This is a genomic window from Alsobacter metallidurans (genome assembly GCF_014636935.1).
Classification (GTDB): Bacteria; Pseudomonadota; Alphaproteobacteria; order Rhizobiales; family Beijerinckiaceae; genus Alsobacter; species Alsobacter metallidurans.
In genome coordinates, this window is the sequence record NZ_BMES01000001.1 from 1,154,798 (window position 1) to 1,177,771 (window position 22,974).

At 66.8% G+C, this 22,974-nt stretch carries 18 protein-coding genes; 6 read left to right on the forward strand and 12 right to left on the reverse strand.

What is annotated here, in order from left to right; genetic code table 11:
* Nucleotides 1-31 precede the first annotated feature (31 nt).
* The 5 genes from IEV99_RS05050 to IEV99_RS05070 all read right to left on the reverse strand — a co-directional run bounded on the left by IEV99_RS05050 (nt 32) and on the right by IEV99_RS05070 (nt 5,183).
* Complete coding sequence (locus tag IEV99_RS05050; RefSeq protein ID WP_188516599.1) at nt 32-442, reverse strand: hypothetical protein; 411 nt, start codon at nt 440-442, stop codon at nt 32-34.
* 69 nt (nt 443-511) lie between these two features.
* A complete protein-coding gene (locus tag IEV99_RS05055; protein ID WP_188516600.1) occupies nt 512-1,273 on the reverse strand; it encodes a sulfite exporter TauE/SafE family protein in 762 nt (253 codons plus the stop codon).
* Nucleotides 1,274-1,390: 117 nt separating this feature from the next.
* Nucleotides 1,391-2,668: a formyl-CoA transferase gene (gene frc, locus IEV99_RS05060; RefSeq protein WP_188516601.1), complete on the reverse strand. Its 1,278-nt coding sequence runs from the start codon at nt 2,666-2,668 to the stop codon at nt 1,391-1,393.
* A 13-nt stretch (nt 2,669-2,681) separates the two neighbouring features.
* A complete protein-coding gene (oxc, locus tag IEV99_RS05065; protein ID WP_188516602.1) occupies nt 2,682-4,415 on the reverse strand; it encodes an oxalyl-CoA decarboxylase in 1,734 nt (577 codons plus the stop codon).
* Between the two features lie 57 nt (nt 4,416-4,472).
* A complete protein-coding gene (locus IEV99_RS05070; RefSeq protein ID WP_188517660.1) occupies nt 4,473-5,183 on the reverse strand; it encodes a GntR family transcriptional regulator in 711 nt (236 codons plus the stop codon).
* A 358-nt stretch (nt 5,184-5,541) separates the two neighbouring features.
* On the opposite strand from IEV99_RS05070, the gene IEV99_RS23845 reads away from it, so the two are divergent.
* The 6 genes from IEV99_RS23845 (at nt 5,542) to IEV99_RS05095 (ending at nt 13,072) form a co-directional block, all read left to right on the forward strand.
* Nucleotides 5,542-5,676 carry a hypothetical protein gene (locus tag IEV99_RS23845; RefSeq protein ID WP_280514630.1) on the forward strand — a complete coding sequence of 45 codons (135 nt, stop codon included), beginning with the start codon at nt 5,542-5,544 and terminating at the stop codon, nt 5,674-5,676.
* 214 nt (nt 5,677-5,890) lie between these two features.
* A complete protein-coding gene (gene oxlT / locus IEV99_RS05075) occupies nt 5,891-7,198 on the forward strand; it encodes an oxalate/formate MFS antiporter (RefSeq protein WP_188516603.1) in 1,308 nt (435 codons plus the stop codon).
* Nucleotides 7,199-7,688: 490 nt separating this feature from the next.
* Nucleotides 7,689-9,827, forward strand: a complete 2,139-nt coding sequence (locus IEV99_RS05080; protein ID WP_188516604.1) for an acetate--CoA ligase family protein — start codon at nt 7,689-7,691, stop codon at nt 9,825-9,827.
* Nucleotides 9,828-10,023: 196 nt separating this feature from the next.
* Nucleotides 10,024-11,229, forward strand: coding sequence for an ADP-forming succinate--CoA ligase subunit beta (sucC, locus tag IEV99_RS05085; RefSeq protein WP_188516605.1), 1,206 nt, complete (start codon nt 10,024-10,026; stop codon nt 11,227-11,229).
* Complete coding sequence (gene sucD, locus IEV99_RS05090; protein ID WP_188516606.1) at nt 11,229-12,113, forward strand: succinate--CoA ligase subunit alpha; 885 nt, start codon at nt 11,229-11,231, stop codon at nt 12,111-12,113. Before sucC ends, sucD begins: the two co-directional genes overlap by 1 nt.
* Nucleotides 12,114-12,343: 230 nt before the next feature.
* Complete coding sequence (locus IEV99_RS05095) at nt 12,344-13,072, forward strand: GntR family transcriptional regulator (RefSeq protein WP_188516607.1); 729 nt, start codon at nt 12,344-12,346, stop codon at nt 13,070-13,072.
* A gap of 278 nt (nt 13,073-13,350) precedes the next feature.
* Here the strand turns inward: IEV99_RS05095 and pyk are convergent, their stop codons facing one another.
* From pyk to IEV99_RS05130, 7 genes are all read right to left on the reverse strand, one after another.
* Nucleotides 13,351-14,763 (reverse strand): pyruvate kinase, encoded by a 1,413-nt coding sequence (pyk, locus tag IEV99_RS05100; protein WP_188516608.1) that lies wholly within the window; start codon nt 14,761-14,763, stop codon nt 13,351-13,353.
* A gap of 500 nt (nt 14,764-15,263) precedes the next feature.
* Nucleotides 15,264-16,127, reverse strand: a complete 864-nt coding sequence (locus IEV99_RS05105) for a Csu type fimbrial protein (RefSeq protein WP_188516609.1) — start codon at nt 16,125-16,127, stop codon at nt 15,264-15,266.
* Nucleotides 16,118-18,538 (reverse strand): fimbria/pilus outer membrane usher protein, encoded by a 2,421-nt coding sequence (locus IEV99_RS05110; RefSeq protein WP_188516610.1) that lies wholly within the window; start codon nt 18,536-18,538, stop codon nt 16,118-16,120. Before IEV99_RS05110 ends, IEV99_RS05105 begins: the two co-directional genes overlap by 10 nt.
* Nucleotides 18,513-19,217 (reverse strand): fimbrial biogenesis chaperone, encoded by a 705-nt coding sequence (locus IEV99_RS05115; RefSeq protein ID WP_188516611.1) that lies wholly within the window; start codon nt 19,215-19,217, stop codon nt 18,513-18,515. The genes IEV99_RS05110 and IEV99_RS05115 overlap by 26 nt, the downstream gene beginning before the upstream one ends.
* 17 nt (nt 19,218-19,234) lie before the next feature.
* Nucleotides 19,235-19,807: a hypothetical protein gene (locus IEV99_RS05120; RefSeq protein WP_188516612.1), complete on the reverse strand. Its 573-nt coding sequence runs from the start codon at nt 19,805-19,807 to the stop codon at nt 19,235-19,237.
* A gap of 287 nt (nt 19,808-20,094) precedes the next feature.
* The gene (locus IEV99_RS05125; protein WP_188516613.1) at nt 20,095-20,931 is read right to left on the reverse strand and encodes a class I SAM-dependent methyltransferase; all 837 of its coding nucleotides are present in this window, start codon (nt 20,929-20,931) and stop codon (nt 20,095-20,097) included.
* A 232-nt stretch (nt 20,932-21,163) separates the two neighbouring features.
* A complete protein-coding gene (locus IEV99_RS05130; RefSeq protein WP_244643569.1) occupies nt 21,164-22,294 on the reverse strand; it encodes a tyrosine-type recombinase/integrase in 1,131 nt (376 codons plus the stop codon).
* Between the last annotated feature and the right edge of the window lie 680 nt (nt 22,295-22,974).

Consider the following 22,974-nt stretch of genomic DNA (forward strand, 5'->3'; position numbering starts at 1 on the left):
TGAGACGGCGCCCTCGGGCGCCGTTTTCGTTTCAAAGGGCGTGGTCGACCACTTCGACGTTGTAGATCAGCGTCGCCGAGTTCTCCTTGTTGAAGCGGTCCACCCAGTAGAGCTTGGCCGTGAAGCTGTCCGTCCCGAGCTTCTGGGCGTGGTACGAGATCCTGTAGCGCTGCGACACACGCGCCTCGTTCAGCTTGGGCGCCGTCACGATCGCGATCGGGCGATTGAAGCCGCCGAGAGCGTTCCAGGAGAAGTTGCACCACGCGGTAGGCTTTTCCTGCATCGGCGTCAGCTTCTGGCGGTTGGCGGCGGCCGTCATCTTCCAGTCGATCTTGAGGGTGTCGCCGTCATAGATCCGGTGGTGGCCCGAGTAGCAATAGGTGGTGGCCTGGGCTTCAACCGAAGCGAGCGCAAGAACCGCTCCGAGTAGTATACCGCGCATCATCGACTCCCGTTTGATGAATATCAAACGGAGTACGACGGCCGCCGCACGCCCGGCAATCCGGGACGACTACATACCCGGCCCGTATTGCCGCCAGAAGAACACCAGCGTGAGCACCACGCCGAGCGCCAGCACGCCGAGCTTGATGAGCTTGGGGTCGATCAGCTTGGCGCCCTTGGCCCCCAGCACGCCGCCGACGATGCCGGCGACCATCATGGCCAGCGTCTCGGGCCAGCGCACGATGCCCGCGCCCGCGAAGGCCACCACGGCGGCGCCGTTCATCAGCGTCGCCAGCATGATCTTGAGGCCGTTCATGGCATGGATGTCGCGCAGGCCGAACAGCGTCAGCGCCGCCAGCATCAGGAAGCCGATGCCGCCGCCGAAATAGCCGCCATAGATCGAGATCAGGAACTGCGTCGCCAGCACGGCCGTGGGCCCCAGAGAATAGCGCTTCAGCGCCGCCGGCCCGGCGAAGTTGCCCCAGCCGAACACCAGCGTGGCGAACAGCATCAGGAAGGGCACGAGCCTGGCGAAGGCCTCGTTGGAGGTGAACAGCAGCAGCAGCGCGCCGAGGAGCCCGCCGACCAGGCTCACGGCCACAAAGGCCGGCACGTTGACCTGCGTGATCGACTGGATGTCGCGCCGGTAGGTCCAGGCGCTGGCGCCCTGGCCGGGAAACAACGCCACCGTCGAGGACGCGTTGGCGGCCAGCGGCGGCACGCCCGCGAAGATCAGCGCCGGAAAGGTCAGGAAGGCGCCGCCGCCCGCCACGGCGTTGACCACGCCGGCCGCAAAGGCGGCCAGCATCAGAAGCGCGAAGGTGAGGATCATGGGGGTTACTCGGCGGGTAGGGCCCGGCTGGCGGGATCGCCCATTCTAGCCGCGCAGCGTTGGGGAAAACAAAAAGGCCGGGATCTCGCGATCCCGGCCAGTTGGAGTGGAGGAGGGTTACTCCGCCGCCGCCATGCGCGGGGCGCCGATGGCCCCGGAGGCGGCGATCTCGGAGAGCTCGCTCTCCGAGTATTTCAGCACGCTGCTGAGGATCTCCTGCGTGTGCTCGCCAAGCAGCGGCGAGCGCTCCACCACCGTGGGGCTGGCCGACAGCTTGATCGGGTTGCCGACCGACAGGTACTTGCCGCGGGTGGGGTGATCCACTTCCACGAGGGTGCCGGTCGCCTTCAAGGACTCGTCCTCGGCGATCTCCTTCATGGACAGGATCGGCCCGCACGGGATGTCCCGCTCGTTCAGGATCTGCATCGCCTCGAACTTGGTCTTGGTCATCGTCCACTGCTCGATGCGGCCGAAGATCTCGTTCAGGCGAGGCAGGCGGACCGGCGGCGTGGCGTAGTCCGGGTTGGTCTTCCAGTCCGGCTCGCCGATGATGTCGCAGATCGCCTCCCAGACCGGGGCCTGGGTGATGAAGTAGAGATACGCGTTCGGGTCGGTCTCCCAGCCCTTGCACTTCACGATGCGGCCCGGCTGTCCGCCGCCCGAATCGTTGCCGGCGCGCGGCACCGAGTCGCCGAAGGGCACGCCCTCGCCGAACTGGCTGTATTCCTTAAGCGGGCCGTGCTGCAGGCGCTGCTGGTCGCGCAGCTTCACGCGGCAGAGGTTGAGCACGCCGTCCTGCATCGCGCAGGTGACGCGCTGGCCCTCGCCCGTAACCGTGCGCTGGTAGAGCGCCGTCACGATGCCGAGCGCCAGGTGCAGGCCGGTGCCGGAATCGCCGATCTGCGCGCCCGTGACGAGCGGCAGGCCGTCGCGGAAGCCGGTGGTCGAGGCGGCGCCGCCGGTGCACTGGGCGACGTTCTCGTAGACCTTGCAGTCCTCATAGGGGCCGGGGCCGAAGCCCTTGATGGAGGCCACGATCATGCGCGGGTTCAGCGTCTTGATGCGCTCCCACGGAAAGCCCATGCGGTCCAGCACGCCGGGGCCGAAATTCTCGACCAGGACGTCGCACTCCTTGATCAGGCGCTCGAGGACCTCCTTCCCCTTCGGGTTCTTGGTGTCGAGCGTGATGGAGCGCTTGTTGTGGTTCAGCATCGTGAAATAGAGGCTGTCCACCTTCGGGATGTCCTGAAGCTGGCCGCGCGTGATGTCGCCGACGCCCGGACGCTCCACCTTGATCACGTCCGCGCCGAACCAGGCGAGGAGCTGCGTGCAGGTGGGGCCGGACTGGACGTGGGTGAAGTCAAGGATCTTCACCCCTTCGAGAGCCTTGGTCATTGAATGTCCTCCCTTACTTCTTCTTGACCACGCTTTGCGGGTTCAAATTGCCGATGCGGCCGCTCTCGGTGCCCGCCGCGGGGTCGATCACGGCGTTGATGAGGGTCGGCTTGCCGGAATCCATGGCGGCGTTCACGGCGCGCGAGAGCTCGTCGGGGTTCGTGGCGTTCACGCCGACGCCGCCGAAGGCCTCCATCATCTTGTCGTAGCGCGAGCCCGGCACGAACACCGTGGTGGCGGGATCACCGCCCGCCGGGTTGACGTCCGTGCCGCGATAGATGCCGTTGTTGTTGAAGATCACGATGCAGACCGGCAGGTTGTACCGGCAGATCGTCTCCACCTCCATGCCCGAGAAGCCGAAGGCGCTGTCGCCTTCCACGGCCAGAACCGGCTTGCCGGTCTCGATCGCGGCCGCGATGGCGTAGCCCATGCCGATGCCCATCACCCCCCAGGTGCCGACGTCCAGGCGCTTGCGCGGCTGGTACATGTCGATCACGCCGCGGGCGAGGTCGAGCGTGTTGGCGCCCTCGTTCACCAGGATGGCGTCGGGACGCTCCTTGATGATGGTGCGCAGCGCACCCAACGCGCCGTGGAAGTCCATCGGCGACTTGTTGTTCATCAGGCGCGGGGCCATCTTGGCGATGTTCTCGTCCTTCTTGGCCGAGACCACGCCCACCCAGTCGCTCGGGGCCTTGGGCCAGTTGGAGCCCATGCCCTGCAGCAGCGCCGAAACGCAGCTGCCGATGTCGCCGACCACCGGGGCGACGATCTCGACATTGGAGTCCATCTCCTTGGGCTCGATGTCGATCTGGATGAACTTCTTGGGGGCGTCGCCCCAGGTCTTTCCCTTGCCGTGCGACAGCAGCCAGTTGAGGCGCGCGCCGATCAGCATCACGACGTCGGCGTCCTTCAGCACGGTGGAGCGCGCCGCGCCGGCCGACAGCGCATGCGTGTCGGGCAAGAGGCCCTTGGCCATGCTCATCTGCAGGAACGGGATGCCGCTGGTCTCCACCAGCGCCCGGATGTCGTCGTCGGCCTGCGCGTAGGCCGCGCCCTTGCCGAAGATGATCAGCGGCCGCTTGGCGCCCTTCAGCACGTCCAGCGCGCGCTTGATGGCGTCGGGCGCCGGGATCATCGCCGGGGCGGCGTCGATCACCTTCACCAGCGAGGCGGCGCCCTTCTCGGCGTCCATGGTCTGGCCGAACAGCTTGGCGGGAAGGTCGAGGTAAACGCCGCCCGGGCGGCCCGACACGGCGGCCCGGATGGCGCGCGCCACCGCGATGCCGATGTCGGCGGCGTGCAGCACGCGGAAGGCCGCCTTGCACAGCGGCTTTGCGATCGCGAGCTGGTCCATCTCCTCGTAGTCGCCCTGCTGCAGGTCGACGATCTCGCGCTCGGAGGAGCCCGAGATCAGGATCATCGGGAAGCAGTTCGTGGTCGCGTTGGCGAGCGCCGTCAGGCCGTTCAGGAAGCCCGGGGCCGAAACCGTGAGGCAGATGCCCGGCTTCTTGGTCAGGTAGCCCGCGATCGCGGCGGCGTTGCCGGCGTTCTGCTCGTGGCGGAAGGAGATCACCCGGATGCCTGCGGCCTGCGCCATGCGGCCGAAATCCGTGATCGGAATGCCCGGCACGCCGTAGATCGTCTCGACGCCGTTCAGCTTCAGCGCGTCGATGATGAGGTGGAAGCCGTCCGTCAGTTCACGCTCTTCGGCGCCTGCGGCGGCGCCCTCGGTCAGAGCTGCGCTCATTGGTAGTCTCTCCCTGTTGTTTCTTGTCGGCTTTGCGGTGGTTCGTTGTGGTCCGGGTCAGAAGCGGCCCGGCCGGACCGGGCCGTCGCCGAGAAGCTCCTTGCCGTGCTTCTCGACATAGGCCGCGAGACCAAGCGTGTGTTCCTTGGAGAGCCGCTCCGCGAGGTCCGCGTCGCGCCGCTCCAGGGCGTCGATGATGCCGAGATGCTCGTCGAAAGAGCGCGCGATGCGCTCCGACTTGCCGATCGACAATTGCCGGATGCCGCGCACATGCAGCAGCAGGTTGGCGGTGAGGTCCACCAGCAGCTCGGACCCGCCAAGCTCGATGAGCCTCTGGTGGAACGCGATGTTGGCGGCCGAATACTCGCTCACAAAGGCGGCCGGCGGGTGCTGCTCGCCAAAGGATTCAAACAGCGTGCGCAGCCCGCGGATATCCACCATGGAGGCGTGGTGAGCGGCGAGCCGGGCCGCCATGCTCTCCAGCGCCGCCCAGGCCTCGATGGCCTCGACGATCTCGCGCAGGCTCTTGCGCACCACCACGATGCCGCGTCGGGGCACCGAGCGAACGAAGCCCTCGTGCTCCAGCATCGCGATGGCCTCGCGCACGGGCGTGCGACTGACGCCGAGCTGCTCGGACAGCTGCCGCTCGTCCAGCCACACGGGCTCGGGCGAGCTGTAGGGATCCATGCCGGTGATCGCCTTCTTGAGCGCCGTATAGGCGCGCTTCTTGAAGGTGAGCTCCGGCTTCATCGGTTCGATGTCGAGCATGGCCGTCGCGTTCTCGCTCGCGCGCTCGAAGGAAAGGGCTGTCCCCGGAGGGCTTTGCAACACGCCGGTGAACTGCGGATCGGAGTCGTCGGTCATCGGCGAACCCGGCCGCGGTTTCGGGTGGCACGTCGCATGCCAAATTGGTGGCATGCCAAACACCAGCTGTCAACGCGCGCCCCTCGCGAGTGGGGAAGCCTTGCGTTTCCTCAACTTACGCTGCAATGCAAAAACATCTTAGCTGCGATGCACCATTGGATCTGGAGGTTTGGTATCTGGCATGCCAGATTTGGGTCAAGGACGCTGACGCAGTTGGCGCCTCCCAGTTTCGAGACCCCTCTAGCCAGATTGGAGAATTCCCATGGCCACCAACGTTCTCTACGGCGCTCGCCAGTCCTCGCTCCTCGACCGCGTCTTCGCTTCGGTCGTCGCCTTCCTGAACAACGTCGCCGAGATCAACCGCCGCAACGGCGCAGTTGCGCCTTTCGGCCTCTGATCGAAACGTCTCCGGCGTACAGCGCCGAAATATTGCAGGCCGCCAACAGCTTGGCGTTCCGCCGCTGATCTCCTCCCAAAGAAACTTGCGAAAGCAAACCGGGCGCACCCTGTGCGTCCGGCTTTTTTGTCGCTTGCGCGTTGGCATAACATATACCACTCTGGCCTTCTCAAATGCGTGGCATCAGTCACAAAACAACGCATGAGGGATGGAAATGACCAGTTATGCAGAGGGCGGAGCCGCGGCTCCGCGCGTCAGTGACGCTTATCGCTGGACCCAGCTGGCGCTGGGCGTCGGCGCGATGGTGATGATCGCCAACCTTCAATATGGTTGGACGTTCTTCGTCCCGGACATTCAGAAAACCTTCAAGTGGGATCGTGCGGCCATCCAGTGGGCCTTCACGCTCTTTGTGTTGTTCGAGACCTGGCTGGTTCCGATCGAGGGCTGGTTCGTGGACAAGTACGGCCCGCGCGCCGTGGTGTTCATCGGCGGCATCCTGTGCGCCATCGGCTGGGTGATCAATTCCTACGCGACCACGTTGAACATGCTCTATGTCGGTCAGATCGTGGCGGGCATCGGCGCCGGCGGCGTCTACGGCACGTGCGTGGGCAACGCACTGAAGTGGTTCCCGGACAAGCGCGGCCTCGCGGCCGGCATCACGGCGGCGGGCTTCGGCGCAGGCTCGGCCCTCACGGTCGCCCCCATCCAGGCGATGATCGCCAATTCGGGCTTCCAGGCCACCTTCTACTGGTTCGGCATCGGCCAGGGCATCATCATCTGCATCCTGGCGATGTTCCTCTACGCCCCCAAGGCCGGCCAGGTGCCCGCCGTGGTGGCCAACGCCAACATCATCCAGACCCGCAAGAACTACTCGCCGGGCGAAGTGCTGAAGCAGCCGATCTTCTGGCTGATGTACTTCATGTTCGTGATCGTGGGCGCCGGCGGCCTGATGGTCACCGCCAACCTGAAGCCGATTGCGGCCGACTGGAAGATCGACGGCATCAACGTCTCGCTGATCGGCCTGACGATGACCACCGTGACCTTCGCGGCCACGATCGACCGCATCCTGAATGGCCTGACGCGTCCGTTCTTCGGCTGGATCTCCGACAAGATCGGCCGCGAGAACACGATGTTCATCGCCTTCGGCATGGAAGGCGTCGGCATCTACCTGCTCTACGCCTGGGGTCACGACCCGCTCTGGTTCGTGCTGCTGTCGGGCTTCGTGTTCTTCGCCTGGGGCGAGATCTACAGCCTCTTCCCGTCGACCTGCACGGACACGTTCGGCTCCAAGTTCGCCGCCACCAATGCGGGCCTGCTCTATACCGCCAAGGGAACGGCTGCGCTGCTGGTGCCCTTCGCGAACTACATGCAGCAGTCCTCCGGCAGCTGGGACACGGTGTTCCTGATTGCGGCCGGCGCCAACATCCTGGCCTCGGTGCTCGCCATCGCGGTGCTGAAGCCCTGGCGCAAGGGCGTGATCAACAAGTCGCAGGCCGCAGTGTTGCAGCCGGCCTCGGCCTGATCGCCTGAACGAGTGGGAAGGGCCGGATCGCCGAAAGCGATCCGGCCCTTCCGTTTTGGGGAGCTGCCCCCACGGCCTCGAAAGTGATTCCCGGAGCGGCGCAGCCGCGGAGGGAAGGGGATCGAGGGCAGGCGCGCTCACCCCTGGAACCGGTCCCGGCGCTGCGCGCCGCCGGGGATGAGGGTGGATTGCGGGTCACCTCCTCTTCGCCGTTGCGAGCCGAAGGGGACGCTCTACAGTCGGGAAGCCGGGCCGATGAGCTGCGTTGTCCCGCCTCGGGCTCGCAAAAACGGGCCTTTCGCGCCCCCGATCCGGGCCGTAGCGCGCCCGCTCGAAAAAGAGCGCGCCAGACCCCTTGACAGTTCACTCGCTTGGCATGCCAAATACCAAGCACCAGCGATGACCAGCCTCATAAGGGGCGACGCGCCAGGCGACACACAGGGCCGCAGGCCCTACGCCATCAACGATAACATCCGACGGGAGGATGCCCATGAGCTTCGATAAAGCCGCAGTGCGCACGGTGCTCGACGAGGTGAAGGCCGACGGCCGCACCGCCCTGACGGCCCCCGAGGCCAAGCGCGTCTGCGACGCCTACCAGATTCCCCTCCCGCAGGAAGGCCTCGCCACCTCGGCCGACCAGGCCGTGACGCTCGCCTCCGGCATGGGCTTCCCGGTGGTGATGAAGATCGTCTCCGCCGACATCCTGCACAAGACCGACGCTGGCGGCGTCATCGTTGGCGTGAAGTCCGGCGACGAGGCCCGCGCGGCCTATGACAAGATTCTCGCCAACGCCAAGAACTACAAGGCCGACGCCAAGATCGAGGGCGTGCAGGTGCAGCAGATGCTGCCCTCCGGCGCCATCGAGACCCTGGTCGGCGCCATCACGGACCCGTCCTTCGGCAAGCTCGTGGCCTTCGGCCTCGGCGGCGTGCTGGTGGAGGTGCTGAAGGACCTTACCTTCCGGCTCGCCCCGGTGGACAACGCCCAGGCGACCGACATGCTGAACAGCATCAAGGCGCAGGAGATGCTGAACGGCGTCCGCGGCTCCGAGCCGGTGGACCGCGCGGCGCTCGCCAAGATCCTCGTCAACGTCTCGGCCCTGCTGGAGGACTTCCCGCAGATCAGCGAACTCGACCTCAACCCGGTGTTCGCGACCGCCAAGGGCGCCACGGCCGTGGACGCCCGCATCGTGGTGGACTTTGAGTCCCACACGCAGCGCTACCGTCCGGACCAGACCGAGATCCTGCGCGCCACCAACCGCATCTTCAAGCCGAAGGCGGTCGCGGTGATCGGCGCCTCCAACGAGGCCGGCAAGATCGGCAACTCGGTGATGAAGAACCTCATCAACGGCGGCTACAAGGGCACCATCGTGCCGGTGCACCCCAAGGCCGACGTGATCGAGGGCGTGAAGGCCTACAAGTCCATCCTGGACTATGACGGCGTGGTGGACGTGGCGGTGTTCGCCGTGCCCGCGCACTTGTGCGTCGCCGCCATGGACGAAGTCGGCCAGAAGGGCGTGCCCGGCGCGGTGATGATCCCGTCCGGCTTCGCCGAGACTGACAACCAGCCCCTGCAGGACGAGCTGCTCGCCATGGCGCGCAAGCACAATGTCCGCGTCATGGGCCCGAACATCTACGGCTTCTACTACACGCCGGAAAACCTCTGCGCGACCTTCTGCACGGCCTTCGACGTGAAGGGCCACGCCGCGCTCTCGTCGCAGTCGGGCGGCGTCGGCATGTCGATCATCGGCTTCGCGCGCTCCACCAAGATGGGCGTGTCTGCCATCGTCGGCCTCGGCAACAAGTCGGACCTGGACGAGGACGACCTGCTCACCTTCTTCGAGCAGGACGACAACACCAAGGTCATCGCCATGCACTGCGAGGACCTGAAGGACGGCCGCGCCTTTTCGGAGGTCGCCTCGCGCGTTTCCAAGAAGAAGCCCGTGATCATGCTGAAGGCCGGCCGCACGGCCTATGGCGCCCGCGCCGCCGCGTCCCACACGGGCGCGCTGGCCGGCAACGACAAGATCTATGACGACGTGCTGAAGGCCGCGGGCGTGATCCGCGCCCCGAGCCTGCGCTCCATGCTCGAATACGCCCGCGGCGTGCAGGTGCTGCCGACGCCCAAGGGCGAGAACGTGGTGATCATCACGGGCGCGGGCGGCTCGGGCGTTCTCCTGTCGGACGCCTGCTTCGACAACGGCCTCACGCTGATGAAGATGCCGGACGACCTCGACGCGGCCTTCCGCAAGTTCATCCCGCCCTTCGGCGCGGCCGGCAACCCGGTCGACATCACGGGCGGCGAGCCGCCCAAGACCTACCAGAACACCATCCGGCTCGGCCTCGAGGACGATCGCATCCACTCGCTGATCCTGGGCTACTGGCACACGATCGTGACGCCCCCGATGGTGTTCGCGAAGCTGGTCGGCGAAGTGGTGGAGGAGTTCCGCGCCAAGGGCATCGACAAGCCGGTGGTCGCCTCGCTGGTCGGCGACGTGCAGGTCGAGGAAGCCTGCCAGTATCTCTACGAGCGCGGCGTGGTGGCCTACCCGTACACCACCGAGACGCCCGTCGAGGTGCTCGGCGCCAAGTACAAGTGGGCCCGCTCGGCGGGTTTGCTCGGCAAGTAAGCCGCAGGCCAGCTCAGCCGTAGGCAGGTCGATCGCCGACGGCTGAGCCGAACCCTCTTCACTGTCATGGCCTGGCTCGTCCTGGCCCACCACGCGGCGCCGCAAGGCGCGGATGGCCGGGACCCGCCCGGCCATGACGGGAGAGGCGTATCCTTCTCGCGCCATCCGTTTCCCCTTGCCTCCCAAGGAGGTCGCCATGAACATCCACGAATACCAGGCCAAGAGCCTGCTCAGAGAGTTCGGCGTTCCCGTCCCCAACGGCGTCCCGGTGTTGAAGGCCGAGGATGCGGAAACCGCCGTGAAGCAACTGCGCGGCCCCGTCTGGGTCGTGAAATCCCAGATCCACGCCGGCGGGCGCGGCAAGGGCAAGTTCAAGGAGCCCGAGGCCGGCGACAAGGGCGGCGTGCGTCTCGCCCGCTCGGCGGACGAAGCCCGGCAGTTCGTGCGCGAGATGCTCGGCAAGACGCTCGTCACGGTGCAGACCGGCGAGGCCGGCAAGCAGGTCAACCGCGTCTACATCGAGGACGGCTCGCTGATCGACCGCGAGTTCTACCTCTCGATGCTGGTTGACCGCACCACCGCGCAGGTCGCCTTCGTGGTCTCCACCGAAGGCGGCATGGACATCGAGGAGGTGGCCCACTCCCACCCTGAGAAGATCGTCACCTTCTCGGTCGACCCCGCCACCGGAATTATGCCGCTGCATGGCCGGCGCGTCGCCAAGGCGCTGGGGCTCTCCGGCGATCTCGCCAAGCAGGCCGGCGACCTTACCGAAAAGCTCTATCGCGCCTTTGTCGGCAAGGACATGGCGATGCTGGAGATCAACCCGCTGATCGTCACCCAGGACGGCAAGCTGCGTTGCCTCGACGCCAAGGTGAGCTTCGACGACAACGCGCTGTTCCGCCACCAGGACGTCGCGGCCCTGCGCGACGAGACCGAGGAGGACGCCAAGGAGGTCGAGGCCTCCAAGTACGACCTCAACTACATTACCCTGGACGGCACGATCGGCTGCATGGTGAACGGCGCCGGGCTGGCCATGGCCACCATGGACATCATCAAGCTCTACGGCGAGAGCCCGGCCAACTTCCTCGACGTCGGCGGCGGCGCCACCAAGGAGAAGGTGACGGCGGCGTTCAAGATCATCACGGCCGATCCCAATGTGAAGGGCATCCTGGTCAACATCTTCGGCGGCATCATGCGCTGCGACGTGATCGCGGCCGGCGTGGTGACGGCGGTGCGGGATGTGGGGCTGACGGTGCCGCTGGTGGTGCGGTTGGAAGGCACGAATGTGGAGCAGGGCAAGGAGATCCTGGCCGAGTCCGGCCTCAACGTCGTGTCCGCTGATGATCTCGACGACGCGGCCCAGAAGATCGTAAAGGCCGTTCGCCAGCAGGAGGCCGCATAATGTCCGTCCTCATCGACGCCAGCACCAAGGTGCTCTGCCAGGGTTTCACGGGCAAGAACGGCACCTTCCATTCCGAGCAGGCTATCGCGTACGGAACGAAGATGGTCGGCGGCACCTCGCCCGGGAAGGGCGGGGCGACGCATCTCGGCCTGCCGGTGTTCGACACCGTGATGGAGGCGCGCGAGGCCACGGGCGCGGACGCCAGCGTGATCTACGTGCCGCCGCCGGGCGCCGCGGACGCCATCTGCGAGGCCATCGCGGCCGAGATCCCGCTCATCGTCTGCATCACCGAGGGCATCCCGGTGCTCGACATGGTGAAGGTGAAGCGGGCGCTGCAGGGCTCGAAGTCCCGCCTCATCGGCCCGAACTGCCCGGGCGTGATGACGGCCGGCGCCTGCAAGATCGGCATTATGCCGGGCAACATCTTCAAGAAGGGCAAGGTCGGCATCGTCTCGCGCTCGGGCACGCTGACCTACGAGGCCGTGTTCCAGACGAGCCTCGAGGGGCTGGGCCAGACCACCGCGGTCGGCATCGGCGGCGATCCCGTGAAGGGCACGGAGTTCATCGACGTGCTGGAGATGTTTCTGGCCGACCCCGCCACCGAGTCGATCATCATGATCGGCGAGATCGGCGGCTCGGCCGAGGAGGACGCGGCGCAGTTCCTGGCCGACGAGGCCAGGCGCGGGCGCAAGAAGCCCACCGTGGGCTTCATCGCCGGCCGCACGGCGCCTCCCGGCCGCCGCATGGGCCACGCCGGCGCGATCATCTCGGGCGGCAAGGGCGGCGCCGAGGACAAGATCGCCGCCATGGAGGCCGCCGGCATCCGCGTCTCGCCGTCGCCGGCAAGGCTTGGCAAGACGCTCGTGGAAGTGCTGAAGGGCTGAGCCTGTACCCTTCTCCCCGGCACGGGGAGAAGGTGGCTGAGCGAAGCGAAGCCGGATGAGGGGAGGGGCCCCACCGCCCTCACCCCAGCCCCCTCTCCCTGTTCCAGGGAGAGGGGGCTCGTTGCGGTCCCTCTTGCGGCCGTCAGGCGTCTTCACACAACCTCACACTCGACAAACGCCTCTCCATCACCCACTTAAAGCGGGCCTATGCTCAAGATGGAGGTTCGTCGGTGAAAGCTCCCGCTCGCTGGCCTGTTGCGGATGCGCCGGCGCCGGAACTGGTGCTCGAACGCTTCGCCCCCGAGGCGACCTACAAGACGCGTGTCTATGGGGCGCTGAAGCAGGCCATCATCGGCATGGACATCTATGCGTCCCCGGAGCCGACCTGGATCGACGAGCGCCAGCTCTCCGAGCGCATGGGCGTGAGCCGCACGCCGGTGCGCGAGGCTGTCGCGATGCTGGAGCAGGAGGGCTTCGTCAAGTCCCTGCCGCGCCGTGGCATCATGGTGCTGCGCAAGACCAAGCGCGAAGTGATCGAGATGATCCAGGCCTGGGCGGCGTTGGAGAGCATGGCGGTGCGCCTCCTGATCGAGCGCGCCAGCGACGCCGAGATTGGCTCCCTGCGCCAGATCTTCAGCGGCTTCGGCGAGGGCCACAAGCCGGCCGACTATCCGAGCGAATACTCGGCCGCGAACCTCGCCTTTCACCAGACCCTGATCCGCCTCTCGGGCTCCAAGCTACTGGCCGACCTGACCGACAACATCGTCCTCCACGTCCGCGGCATCCGGCAGATCACCATCGGGCGCGACGACCGCGCCACGCGCTCCATGAGCGACCACCTCGGCATTATCGACGCGCTGGAGAAGCGCGACATGGAGCTGGCGGAGCGCCTCTCGCGCAACCACACCCTGGCGCTCGCCGCCTACGTGGAAGCCCACAGCGAGGGCATCTTCGACTAGACCCTCTGAAACCGACCGCAGCCCACCCTCCCCTTGAGGGGGAGGGTCGACGGGCGAAGCCCGGCGGGGTGGGGTGCAGCCCGGGCCCCGCTCGCTTTGAGCCAAAAAAACGCAACGCTGAGCCGGCGTGGCGATCGCCCGGCGTCACCCCACCCCGCCGCTGCGCGGCGGCCCTCCCCCTCAAGGGGAGGCTGGGGAGGGCGGCCTCATGGGGCGATGACGTGCTGTCCCGATGAACGTCTAAAGGGCAGGGCGCTACAGAACCGCGACGCGCTCCCCTAAACCGTCACCACCCGGATGTTGTTGGTGCTTCCCGCCTTGCCGAAGGGCACGCCGGCGACCACTACGATGGTTTCGCCCGGCTTGGCGAACTCCACCGCTTTGGCCTGCGTGACCGCCTGGGCGACCATCTCCTTGTAGGTCGTGACGTCGTCCGACTGGACGCTGTAAGAGCCCCAGAGCAGCGCGAGGCGGCGCGAGGTGCCGGCCGACGGCGTGATCGACAGGATTGGCACGAAGGGCCGCTGGCGGGCGATGCGGTAGGCCGTGGTGCCGCTGGACGTGAACGCCACGATGCCGGCCGCCCCGATCGCGTTGGCGATCTCGGCCGCCGCGCCCGCGATGGCGTGCTGGGGCAGCGCCTCGATGGCGGGCTTCAGCGCCTCGATGATCGGCGGGTAGCTGCCGTGCCTCTCGGTGCGGGCGATGATGTGGTCCATCGTCTCCACGGCCTGCAGCGGGTACTGGCCGGAGGCCGACTCGGCCGACAGCATCACGGCGTCCGCGCCGTCATAGATCGCGGTGGCGACGTCGGACGCCTCGGCGCGGGTGGGCGTCGGCGCGCTGATCATGGATTCGAGCATCTGGGTCGCGATGATCACCGGCTTGCCGGCGAGGCGGCACAGTCGCACGAGGTCCTTCTGCGCGCCCGGCACGTCCTCGGGCGGGATCTCGACGCCGAGGTCGCCGCGCGCCACCATGATGGCGTCCGACAGCGAGACGATGTCGTTGATGCTGGCGAGCGCCGCCGGCTTCTCGATCTTGGCCATCACGCCGGCGCGGCCGCCCACGAGCTGGTGCGCGTCCATGATGTCGGACGGGCGCTGGACAAACGAGAAGGCCACCCAGTCGACGCCCAGCTCCAGCCCGAAAGCGAGGTCGGCCTTGTCCTTCTCGGTAATGGGCGAGAGGTCGAGGAGCGTGTCGGGGACGTTGACGCCCTTGCGGTCCGTCACCGGCCCGCCCGTGATCACGCGGCAGTCCATGGTGTCGGCGCCCAGCCGCTCGATCTGCAGGCGCACCTTGCCGTCATCCACCAGGAGGTTGTTGCCCGGCATGGCGGCGTCGAAGATCTCCTTGTGCGGCAGCGGCAGCACGGCCGGATCGTCCGATGTCTTGGCGAGCGCGAGCCGGATCATCTGCCCGGCCTCCAGCAGCACGCGGCCGCCCGGCACGGCCCCGAGGCGGATCTTCGGGCCCTGCAGGTCCTGCAGCACCGCGATCGGGTAGCCGTATTCCTTCTCGAGGTTGCGGATGATGGTGTGGCGCGCCCGGTGGTCCTCGTGGCTGCCATGGCTGAAATTCAGCCGGAACACGTCCACGCCGGTCTCGAACAGCTTGCGGATCATCTCCTCGCTGGAGCTGGCCGGGCCGAGGGTGGCGACGATCTTCGCGCGGCGATTGCGTCTCATGGGCGCCTCCTTGGGTCGTACGGTCGGGAGCGTATTGTGTCGCCCCCACCGGGCATCCGCGCGGCTGACTCGTCAAGGCCCGTGCGCGCCTGCAAGCGAGGAGTCCACGCTTTCGACGTCCGGCGCCGACCCATGTGCAACTTCAGATTGGATTGAGCCCGGCAGACGCCGCGCCGGCCTGTCGCCTGGCGCGTCGTCGCGGGGGCGGGATGCCGCGGGCGCATCGCGGATGGGGCGCCCGGTGGGTCTCGATGACCGGGCTGACGTCTGGGAGAACCAATGTGGTGGAGACCGAGGACCACTCTGCCGAATTCACAATGCGCTGGCTGTCCCCCTCCAGATCGTCGTGAATTCTGCCCGGTGGAGATCGTTGACCAGGCGTGCTCCCGAACCCTTGGCGGTGGACCTCGAACCCGCATCCTGGAGCCGTCGGACGATGCCTCGCGCTATGCGCTGGCTCAAGTCAGCAGCGCTGCTTATGCGGCGGAACGTCGCATGCGCTAGTAGGCGATCGTGACCGAGATCGTGTCCTTGTAGGTGCCGGGCGCAATGGATTGACCCTTGGGGAAGATGCAGCCGAACACCGTGTAGCGCTGGAGATCACCGTTCCCCACCGCCGCCACCGTGTCAACGTCGCGCGTCCAGCCCCAGGGCTGGGCGCAATTCGCGTCCTTGTAGATGCCGTAGAGGATCGATTGCGCCCCGTTCGTCATCTTGCGCTGCGCCGGGTTCTCGGCGTTGGCGAGCAGGGAATACAGGTAGATCTGGTAGGCGGTTCCAGCCGTGCACAGCGCCCAGATGCGGGCCTGCCCAAGTACGCGCGCCGCCTTGGTGTCGATGGTCCCGAAGTCCATCGCCGAGTCCACGCCCGCGCTGCAGATATCCGAGAAAGCGAAGCTGAGCATGCCAGACACCGGAACGGCGGCCGCCGCGATCGGCACGCAGGGTGCGCCCTTGTCCACCAGCGACACGGCCAGGAACTCTGCGACCGGCCTGACCATCCGCTGGCCGTTGGCCCCCTGCACGCGTCCGATCAGTTGGGCGCGCGTCTCGATGCTGGCGGCGGACTGGCCGCGCGCGTCGAACGTCACCGCCGCGCCCGGATCGGTGAACAGCACGGTGGCGTCTCCGGAAAGCGCCGTTTGGCGGGACAGGAGGCACACGCGCAGAGAAGTCCCGGGCCGGCCCTGGCTGCAGGTCACGGCCGCGCGCGTGTTCACCGCCATGTGGATCGGCGCGCTGGCGTTGTAGACCTGGAACAGCACCGGCTCGACGGTGGCCTGGCACGTCTGGGCGAAAACCGGCGCGCCCCAGGCGATCCACGCCAACAGCCCGAGCAGAAGTCTTGGCAGGCTCAGCGGCATGTGACAGGGCCGATCTGGACCATGCGGTCCGGCTGCGGCTGATACGCGAAGGAAGCCCTGCACGATTTGCCGCCGAGATCGACCACCGCCAGATTGCTGGCCTGGAGGCCGCGCATATAGGCGCGGCCCTCGGTGCCGACCACGAAAGGCTGGCCGTCTTCCAGCGCTCCGACGGACCCGGGCTCCAGGATCCTGCCGGCTTCATCCTTGAGCGTCACCATCGCGACGTTGGCCTCCGAGGTGGGTTGCAGGTTCACGACCACGCCGGACCGGTAGGCCGGCGTCACGCGCGCGCTGGTTTCGGCGAGGGAGGTCGATGCCGGCAGCGTCTCGGGGTTCACCCCAATGGCGTTGGGCGCGTTGGCGAAGAGCCCGGGCACGACGACGTTCCCCCAGCGGTCCGTGCGGCCCACCGCGCGGCCTTCATGCGAGATCTCGACGCCGGGCGCGCCGGCTTTCACCAGCGCAAAGCTGTCCTCGATCCGCCGCGTGGCGGCGACGCCCTGCGGCATGGCCACGATGGCGCCTTCCCATTCGGCGTTGAGGTTGCTGGAGCCGCGCTGATGATCGCCGTTCACGGCGGCGCGGCCATACTCCGACTGATAGCCGAGGCCCGCCCCGTAGCCGGGCGCGCTGGATTGTCCCTGGGCCAGGTTCACCCGGGCGCCATAGCTGCCGTTCTCGGAGCCGATCTGCCGTTGCGCCTGGATGTTGGCCTGGGCGGCCCCGTTCACCACGGAACCGCCGGCCGTGACCATGTCGGTCGGACCCAATACGACGCTCAGCCCGGCGAAGACGCCCATTGTCCGGCTCTTGCCGAAATCCACGAAGCTCGACGCGAAAAGAGACCAGTCGGGCCCGAACTGCTGGTTCACCTGCGCGCTCAGGATGCTCGATGACGCGCGACCGTCATAGGTCTGGCGCACTGCGCTCACGCCGATGCTGGATCCGGTCCAGGGGCCTGCCGTCGACACCGAGAGTCGTTGCGCGGAGCGCAGGGGCGTATTGGGGGCCGTATATCCGAAGCTGGGATCCACGGTGTCGTAGAACTCGACCGAGCGGACCTTGCCGGGCCGATAAAGGCGCGCCGTGACGTCCGCGAGGTCGCGGAAGTCGCCGAAGCTCTGCTGAACGGCGCCATTGATCGAAAACGGCCCGAGACGCGTCTCGAAGGAAGCGTAGCCCTGGTAACCCCGCGCGCCGGCCAAGCGGCTGGCGCGGGCCGCGAGCGACAGCACGCCAAGGTCGAAGACATTGGCGTATCCGCCGACGCCGACATTGCCGAGGCCCGCCCCGCCTTCGTTGTAGGTCTCCAGCGTCAGCCAGTCCGTCGCGCCATAGCGTGCGGCCGCTACGCCGAGCGGGTCCTTGCCATAGGTGGTGCCCGCGGTGGCGTAACCGTAGCGCGCGAATCCGAGAGCGCCCGCATAGTCGAACACGCCTTCCTTCAGCAGCCGGGACGACGTGAAGAACGGCAGGGAGGTTCGGATCTCGCGCCCCGTCGCATCCCGCAGCACCACCTGGGCCGCGCCGGCGCCGCTCACGCCCGGCACGTTGGCGAGCGAGAACGGGCCGGCCGGGACGTCGCGCGAATAGGTCTTCACGCCGTTCACGAACACGTCCACCGTGGAGGGAGCTGCGGCGGTTCCGTTCAGCACCGGCAACGCCCCGGTCACGATGTCCTGCCGCAGCGCGTAGTCCTTGCGCAGCGACACGCCGCCCAACCGCAGCGGCCGCGCCCAGGAGGGCCCCGCCGTCAAGACATCGCCGGCCTGGGCGGTGAGCATTCGCTCCGCGTCCGTGTAGGTGAAACGGGTGTCGAGGCGCACGGCGTCCGCCTGCCGCATCGTGGTCGTGCCCAGGATGGCCGATTGCTCCAGCACGCCGTATGGCGTGAAAGCGCGCGCATCGAAATTGATGGACCCACCGCCAAAATTCGGCCGTGCGCCCCAGCTCGTCTGCTGGGCGGAGCCGAACACGAGGTAGTTGACGGCGGCGCCCCATCCCGATTGAGGCGGCTCGAAGGGGGCTACGCCGTCAGCCGTGGCGGCGTCCACGACAGTGGGTGCGAGGCGGGTCGGATCGCTGACCTTGAAAGCGATGGTTTGCTTGGGCTCGTCGTAAACGGCGGTGACGCCCGGCAGGGCGGCGAGGTCGACGGACTCGTCATCCTGGCCACGACCGGGTGGAATGATGCCAATGCTGCGCAACTCGGCGCGCTTGGCCGTAAGACGGCCGTCCGCCGTCTGATGGAAAGCGCCGATCGTCGCGTCGCGGCGTTCGTTGATCAATACCTCGAGGTGGAGGTCTCGCTCCTCCGGCCCGGCTAGGCTGGCCCGCGACTCGAACAAGGGCCCAACGATGAGAAGAAGAACGACGCCGGCCTTAACGGTCCGGGTCGATCCTGACATCGATCGGACCTCCATCGGTTTCAGCCGTCATGCGCAAGGGGCCGGCGCCCAGTCCGCGGGCGGGGCGCAACCAGGACATCCCGGCGCCCGCCAGCACGTAGCCGAGCGACGCCTTCTCGAAATCGATCGTCGCGCGTCCGTCGGACAGCTTGACGTTGGTGATGCGGGCGCGGCGCCCGCCCGTGTTGGACGCCGTCAGCGTGACGACGCCGCGGCCGACGCTGGCGCGGAACGTCAGCACGGCGGGCTGCGCCGTCCTTGGCGTGAAGAACAGCGGCACCGCATGGGCCAACGCGACGCTGACCCCGGTTTGCCCTGGTGCGCGGGACGGCAATTCGGTGACCACGACCCGGTAGGCTTCTTCCGCCACGATCGGGTCCTGACCGAGCCGGACGGCGCGGAAGACATAATCCTGCCGCGGCTTCAACTGTGCGATGGGCGGCGACACCACCACCCGGCTGGCGGGGACGAGACGCTCGCGCGTCCCGTCCTGCTCCATCACCATGACCTTCGCCTCGACCGAAGCCGGGGCGTCGCCATTGTTGCGGACCGTCAGCGACGTCGCGGCTCCCCCCGCGCCTTCCAGAAGGATAGGCGTGACGGACACTCCCGCGGCCTCGGCATGCGCCGCCAGACCAAGCAGGCACAGTGCCGCGAGGGGAAAACGTGGGCTTGTCATCGCTGGGGTCCGGGCTCTTAGTTGTAGGTGGCCGACAGCGTGATGGTGTCGGTGAACGGCGTGGACGCCGTGATGTTGGCGGGCGCGCCGATCGCGACCAGCGGGGTCGTGGGCTTGACGTTGATGAAGAAGTTGGCGTTCGCGGCGACGCCGGCGGCAGCCGCGATCGTGGCCGGGAACGCCTGCGGGGTCGCGCTGAGCGTCAGGGGCGTGCCGGTGGCGGGCAGCGTCGTGGCGCCGGGCCAGAAGTCGTAGGCGATCGAATAGGCGTTGGTGGCGCCCGACTGCAGCTTGCCGAGATTGAGCGAGGCGGCCGAAACCGTCACGGTCGCGGCGGCGCCCGTGCAGGTGATCGGCATGGCGACGGCGACGCCCTTGTTGGCGCCGGGCGTGTCGCCGGCCTTCTGGAAGTTGCCGAGCGGGAAGGTCGGGGCCGGGGCCGTGCCCCAGGCGCAGGTCGCGGCCGGCGGCAGGGCGGTCGCCGTCACGGTGACGGTCGCGTTGGACGTGACGACGAACGCGCTGGCGTTCTGGGCCGTGAAAGCGGCGGCGGCGAGCACGCTCGCGCCTAGAAGGTTCGTGATACGCATGACGAGTTTCTCCTCGAAAACCCTCCTTCTGGAGGGGCCTCCGTCGGTGACGGCGGTTGACGAGGACTATCCGCGCGGATGGCTAATTTCGAGTTAACGATAAATGCTAAGTCCCTGAAAATGAATGCAATTTCTTGTAGACTGAACGTGATTTCACAACCTGAGGCATCCAGCCGACAAGGCGCGTCGTGCGCGCTCTTCATCACGATCCACGGGGCCGCGGCGGGAATTCGGAACTCCGGGCGCGGGGCGCGACCCCGCGCCGGAGAGCCGTTGGATGGCGGTTGTTATCCTGGTGATCCCGCCGTCGTCGGGTTGGACGCCCGCACCACAAGCGCCTGGATCTTGCCCTCGACCGGGCCATCGCCGAAACGGCGGCGTAGGGCTGCGGCGGCATGCTGGGTGGCGCGTTCGAGGCCGGAGGGATCTTGGGCGAGGATCTCGTTGCGCAGGGGCGTGCCCTGGCAATAGGCGTAAGCCGGCTCCTGCGCGGACGCCGACCGGCTCACCGCCTTCACGACGTCGATCTGCACCTCGCCGAAGCCGGCGTCGCGCAGGGCGCGTTCAGTCGCGCCCGCGTCGTGATGTCCGTGCGGCGTGCGGGCGAGAAAGTTCGGGCTGTTCACCGGGAAGAGCTCCGCCATCGCGGCGGTCACGACGTCAGCGAACTCGTTCTCGGCGATGCGATCCCACACGCTGAACAGAAACACGCCGGAGGGCGCTAGCACCCGCCGGGCTTCGGCAAAGCCTTGCACCTTGTCGGGAAAGAACATGGCGCCGAACTGGCAGACCACCACGTCGAAGCTCGCGTCCTCAAACGGCAGGGCCAGCGCGTCGGCCTGGCGCCATTCGACCCGGTCGTCGTCTCCCAGTCTGGCCTGCGCCACGTCCAGCATCCCGGGGTTGAGGTCCGTCGCGACGATCCGGATGGGGCCTTCGATCGCCGACGCGATCGCGCGCGTGACGACGCCGGTGCCACATGCCGTTTCGAGCACGCGCGACGGCGCGATCGCTTTCACCCGCCGCGCCATGTCGCGCGCATAGATGTCGAAGATCAGCGGGACGAGATGCCGGTCGTACAGTTCGGGAATTGAACCCGTGAACGCTTTGTCGGCTTCCGCCATGGCGACCTCCCGACCGCGACCGCCGGAGCAGTGCCCCGGGACGCTAAGGGAGTATCCGCCCACAACCATGGAATGGCTAGGCCCCAACGAAAAGGGCCGCCCAAGCGAGCGGCCCTTTTCGTGAAAGGTAAAATGGTCGGAGCGATAGGATTCGAACCTACGACCCCCTCGTCCCGAACGTGTGTTGCTCAAGTCCATAACGAACGATTCCAGTTATTTACGGCCAAGATCTTCACGAAACGTTCCTGACAGATCCGGCGAGATTCGGTTTATTCATTGGCCCGCTTTTGGCCCGGCCACTCTTTGTCCCAATCGCCTGCGCAGCGTTCGATTGGAAGTCCGGATGATGGTGCCAGTAGGTGTTCTCCAGCACCTGCGTCGTCATCCCGAGGAACTGCGCAGCCTCACCTAGATCAACGCCTGCCTGCATCAGCCAGGTCGCTGCCGTGTGGCGAAGAACATGCGGCGTCACTGCCTTGAGCTTGGCATCTCTGGCGGTCGCCTCAAATGCCTTTGTGACGCGCTTCACAGGTCCTCCGTGCCATTCGACCGGGTGCGCCCCGCCAAGGCGCTGCCACCTCCGCAGATGAGCGAGAAGACGTGGCGACAGCCTTACGGGCGGACGGCGTTTCTTCGTCTCGCGCTCGCCTTCGGGCCTGCGATGAAACACGCCAGCGTCAAGGTCGAACTGGCTCCACTTGGCGGCGCAAATCGCACCAGCGCGCGTTCCCGTGTAGAGGCCAACAAGGATGAACCGGGCAACATGCCGGCGCGTCCACTTCCGCGTCCTGTCCCCTCTCTGCTTTTCTTGCGAGCGCCATGCCGTCCAGAGCAGCCGTGCGGCTTCATCGCGCGTCATCCAGCGTTCGCGAGATTGCCCCCTCTCAGGCAGGACCACGGCGGGGGAGCTCTCAATGAACCCCTCTTTGTGGTAGTGCTTGATCGCGGCTCGCAGATCTTCGAGCTGGCGGCGCGCTGCGCTCGGCGTGCGCTTCGCAGCGTAAGCCCGGCATTCTGCGCCCGTGATCTTGGCGAGCGTATCGCTGCCGAACCAGTCCAGCAGCGCCGCCAGTCGAATAGCCGTTTCTTTTGGCCGCGCCGTGTGAGGCGCGATGTCGATCGCGTAAAGCCGCAACACGTCGGCTACCGGAACGCGATCCGGATGGCGCGGGCCTTTCGGCCTGTGCTTGCGTGCGATGTACGCAGCGAGTTCTCTTTCAGCGCCTTCACGATCGCTCTCGCTGCATCCAGTGGCGAACTGCTGAGAGTCATCGAGGACGAGCCATGTGGCGTGTCGGACGCCTCGCGCCGGGCGAAGCCAGAGTCGGGGCGGCTTCGAGACACGCGGCACCGTGATCTCCATTCGTTGATGGCGGCCGGGGTCACAAAATCGCGCCGGCCCAAACGTTCCAGGGTAAGTTCGCCGCGAGAGGCGGCCGCACGCAGCGTGGCGGGCTTTACCAGACCGCGCAACAGCGATGTGCAAGCTTCAGGCAAAGTGAGCAACTGTTGCTCATCCATAGTCCACTGCTCTCCACAGACGTTATCATCGACTGGCAACCGAACCCAATCACCAGCCCGAATTGGTTCAGTATAGCTCATATTAGGATTCGATCAGGACTTGGCCCGGTTATTCACAAGCGCGGTCAATCGTAAGTTGCCTGGGATTATTCAGGCACTTAATCCACGCGACACGCGTGAGTCGCGAGGCTCGTACTTACAGCCGTGCTAGACGCGAATTGCCTATCATTAGAGCCCTGCGGGACCTCGGCATGATCGCCAGTCACATCGCCGATTGCCGGACGAACCGCCCAGCTTGATCCCCCACATCGTGGGTCCACTCCAATAGGAGAAACCGCTATGTCGCGGAACGATGACGCTTGTTTGAACAAGACCCGCCGCCGCGCTGCTTCGCTTGTCGCCCGAAGGGCGATCGTCGCATCGGCGCGGGCCGGCATCGCCAACAGCCCCGATCCCGTGCTTGCCGCCAGTGTGGGCCACAAGGCAACTTGGCAGACGTGGGAAGCCACCCTGGACGCAGTG